1 protein-coding gene is annotated in these 4,385 nt (G+C 43.5%); it reads left to right on the top strand.

Annotation, left to right across the window (positions count from 1 at the left end; genetic code table 11):
* A partial coding sequence (locus JWG39_RS15785; protein ID WP_205220407.1) for a beta strand repeat-containing protein occupies positions 1–4,281 on the top strand: 4,281 nt, incomplete at its 5' end.
* Between the last annotated feature and the right edge of the window lie 104 nt (positions 4,282–4,385).

Here is a 4,385-nt window from a genome sequence, read left to right as displayed (position 1 = left end):
AATGGAGATGCCAGCATTACAGGTTATGCTGGGGAAAATGATTTTTATACGTTTGTTGCGCAACACCCTGGCACCGCGACCATTGATTTAACGGGATTGAGTTCAGATATTGATTTAAGGTTATTGAACAGCTCTGGATCACGGTTGGATTCCTCATCTTCGGATGGAAGTTCCAGTGAATCGGTATCCTATAATCTCACCTCAGGAGAGACCTATTACGTGAAGGTCGATCCTTATGGCAACAATACCTCAGATTATAATTTAAGTATCAATACAGTCGCTGCTGTTAATGATATAGTTAACGGTACCACCATCAGTGGTGGTGATGCGGGTAACTCTCGAACGGGAGCCACTGCGGTTTCACTGGACAGTAATGGAGATACCAGTATTACAGGTTATGCTGGGGAAAATGATTTTTATACGTTTGTCGCGCAAAGCCCTGGTACCGCAACCATTAATTTAACGGGATTGAGTTCAGATATTGATTTAAAGCTCTTGAGCAGCACTGGATCAACGCTGAAGTCCTCCTCTTCGGATGGAAGTTCCAGTGAATCGGTATCCTATAATCTTATCTCAGGAGAGACCTATTACGTCAAGGTCGATCCTTTTGGCGCATCTACCTCAGATTATAATCTGAGTATCAACAGTGGCAATATTGATATAATTAACGGTACCACCGTCAGTGGTAGTGATGCGGGTGACTCTCGAACGGGAGCAGCGGCGGTTTCACTGGACAGTAATGGAGATGCCAGCATTACAGGTTATGCTGGGGAAAATGATTTTTATACGTTTGTTGCGCAACACCCTGGCACCGCGACCATTGATTTAACGGGATTGAGTTCAGATATTGATTTAAGGTTATTGAACAGCTCTGGATCACGGTTGGATTCCTCATCTTCGGATGGAAGTTCCAGTGAATCGGTATCCTATAATCTCACCTCAGGAGAGACCTATTACGTCAAGGTCGATCCTTATAAAAGTAATACCTCAGATTATAATTTGAGTATCAATACAGTCGCTGCTGTTAATGATATAATTAACGGTACCACTATCAGTGGTGGTGATGCGGGGAACTCTCGAACGGGAGCAGCTGCGGTTTCACTGGACAGTAATGGAAATGCCAGCATTACAGGTTATGCTGGTGATAATGATTATTATACGTTTGTCGCGCAACACCCTGGCACCGCGACCATTGGTTTAACGGGATTGAGTTCAGATATTAATTTAAAGCTATTGAGCAGCTCTGGATCACGGTTGAAGTACTCCTCTTCGGATGGAATTTCCAGTGAATCGGTTTCCTGTAATCTCATCTCAGGAGAGACCTATTACGTCAAGGTCGATCCGTATAGAAGCAATACCTCAGATTATAATTTGAGTATCAACAGTGGCAATATTGATATAATTAACGGTACCACCGTCAGTGGTAGTGATGCGGGTAACTCTCGAACGGGAGCAGCGGCGGTTTCACTGGACAGTAATGGAGATGCCAGCATTACAGGTTATGCTGGGGAAAATGATTTTTATACGTTTGTCGCGGAACACCATGGCACCGCGACCATTAATTTAACGGGATTGAGTTCAGCTATTGATTTAAGGTTATTGAACAGCTCTGGATCACGGTTGGAGTCCTCCACTTCGCATTCCCCCTCTTCGGGTGGAATTTCCAGTGAATCGGTATCCTGTAATCTCACCTCAGGAAAGACCTATTACGTCAAGGTCGATCCGTATAGAAGCAATACCTCAGATTATAATTTGAGTATCAATACTGTCGCTGCTGTTAATGATATAATTAACGGTACCACCATCAGTGGTGGTGATGCGGGTAACTCTCGAACGGAAGCAGCTGCGGTTTCACTGGACAGTAATGGAGATGCCAGCATTACAGGTTATGCTGGTGATAATGATTTTTATACGTTTGTCGCGCAAGACCCTGGCACCGCGACCATTAATTTAACGGAATTGAGTTCAGATATTAATTTAAAGCTCTTGAGCAGCTCTGGATCAACGCTGAAGTCCTCCTCTTCGGATGGAAGTTCCAGTGAATCGGTATCCTATAATCTCATCTCAGGAGAGACCTATTACGTCAAGGTCGATCCTTACGGCCCATCTACCTCAGATTATAATTTGAGTATCAACAGTGGCAATATTGATATAATTAACGGTACCACCGTCAGTGGTAGTGATGCGGGTGACTCTCGAACGGGAGCAGCGGCGGTTTCACTGGACAGTAATGGAGATGCCAGCATTACAGGTTATGCTGGGGAAAATGATTTTTATACGTTTGTCGCGCAACACCCTGGCACCGCGACCATTGATTTAACGGGATTGAGTTCAGCTATTGATTTAAGGTTATTGAACAGCTCTGGATCACGGTTGGATTCCTCCTCTTCGGATGGAAGTTCCAATGAATCGGTATCCTGTAATCTTACCTCAGGAGAGACCTATTACGTGAAGGTCGATCCTTATGGCAACAATACCTCAGATTATAATTTAAGTATCAATACAGTCGCTGCTGTTAATGATATAGTTAACGGCACTACTATCAGTGGTGGTGATGCGGGTAACTCTCGAACGGGAGCAGCGGTGGTTTCACTGGACAGTAATGGAGATGCCAGTATTACAGGTTATGCTGGTGATAATGATTTTTATACGTTTGTCGCGCAAAACCCTGGCACCGCGACCATTGATTTAACGGGATTGAGTTCAGCTATTGATTTAAGGTTATTGAACAGCTCTGGATCACGGTTGGATTCCTCCTCTTCGGATGGAAGTTCCAGTGAATCGGTATCCTATAATCTCATCTCAGGAGAGACCTATTACGTCAAGGTCGATCCTTACGGCCCATCTACCTCAGATTATAATTTGAGTATCAACAGTGGCAATACTGATATAATTAACGGTACCACCGTCAGTGGTGGTGATGCGGGTGACTCTCGAACGGGAGCAGCGGCAGTTTCACTGGACATTAATGGAGATGCCAGCATTACAGGTTATGCTGGGGAAAATGATTATTATACGTTTGTTGCGCAACACCCTGGCACCGCGACCATTAATTTAACGGGATTGAGTTCAGGTATTGACTTAATGTTATTGAGTAGCTTTGGGTCACTGGTGAAGGGCTCATATCCGAGTGGAAGTTCCAGTGCATCTCTATCCTATAATCTCACCTCAGGCAATACCTATTACGTTTGGGTTCGTCGTCCTGATGGCGCATCTACCTCAGATTATAATTTGAGTATCAACAGTGGCAATATTGATATAATTAACGGTACCACCGTCAGTAGTGGTGATGCGGGTAACTCACTATCGGAAGCAGCTTTGGTTTCATTAGACAGTAATGGAGATGCCAGCATTACAGGTTATGTTGGGGAAAATGATTTTTATACGTTTGTCGCGCAAAACAATGGCATCGCGATCTTTAATTTAACGGGATTGAGTTCAGATATTGATTTAATGTTATTGAGCAGCTCTGAATCAACGCTGAAGTCCTCATCTTCGCATTCCTCATCTTCGGGTGGAAGTTCCAGTGAATCTATATCCTATAATCTCATTTCAGGAGAGACCTATTACGTCAAGGTCGATCCTTACGGCCCATCTACCTCAGATTATAATTTGAGTATCAATACAGCCGTTGCTGTTAATGATATAATTAACGGTGCCACCATCAGTGGTGGTGATGCGGGTGACTCTCGAACGGAAGCCGCTGCGGTTTCACTGAACAGTAATGGAGATGCCAGCATTACAGGTTATGCTGGTGATGATGATTTTTATACGTTTGTCGCTCTAAGCAGTGGTACCGCGTCTTTTGAGTTAAAGGGACTCAGTTCAGGTGTTTATTTAAATCTCTTGAGCAGCTCTGGATCACTGTTGGATTTCTCAGCTTCGAGTGGAAGTTCCAGCGAATCTGTATCCTATAATTTCACCTCAGGAGAGACCTATTACGTTCAGGTCAAATCTTTTGACAGCAATACCAATGCATCAGATTATAATTTGAGTATCAATACACCTTCTACCCTTGGGCCCCAACTCACAGTATATCGCCCACAATATTCTGTTGATAATCATTTTTCAGATAACAGTGGTATATATTTTGAATGGGAAAATATCGCGGTATCAGAAGAGAATGAAGAGTCTTCGTCTACTGGACCTGGGATACGTATTAACTTGATTTCAGATTGGAACGAGGATATGTCAGGAACCTTGGAAAATGACCTTATCCGTATTGATGTGGATAATTTGAACGACGTTGGTACATTAACAGCTATTCCCGGTTGGAGCTAAAAAACGGCCTGAAATTGATTTTCGTACCATCGGCTGTGAATTCAGCACAAAACCAAACAGTATAATGTGGTTTTTGAGCAACAATATGCAAATCGGGTGGGAAC

Source organism: Desulforhopalus vacuolatus (assembly GCF_016918505.1).
Taxonomy (GTDB): domain Bacteria; phylum Desulfobacterota; class Desulfobulbia; order Desulfobulbales; family Desulfocapsaceae; genus Desulforhopalus; species Desulforhopalus vacuolatus.
The sequence above is the reverse complement of the archived record's forward strand: the minus strand, read 5'-3'. Positions and strand labels throughout refer to the sequence as shown.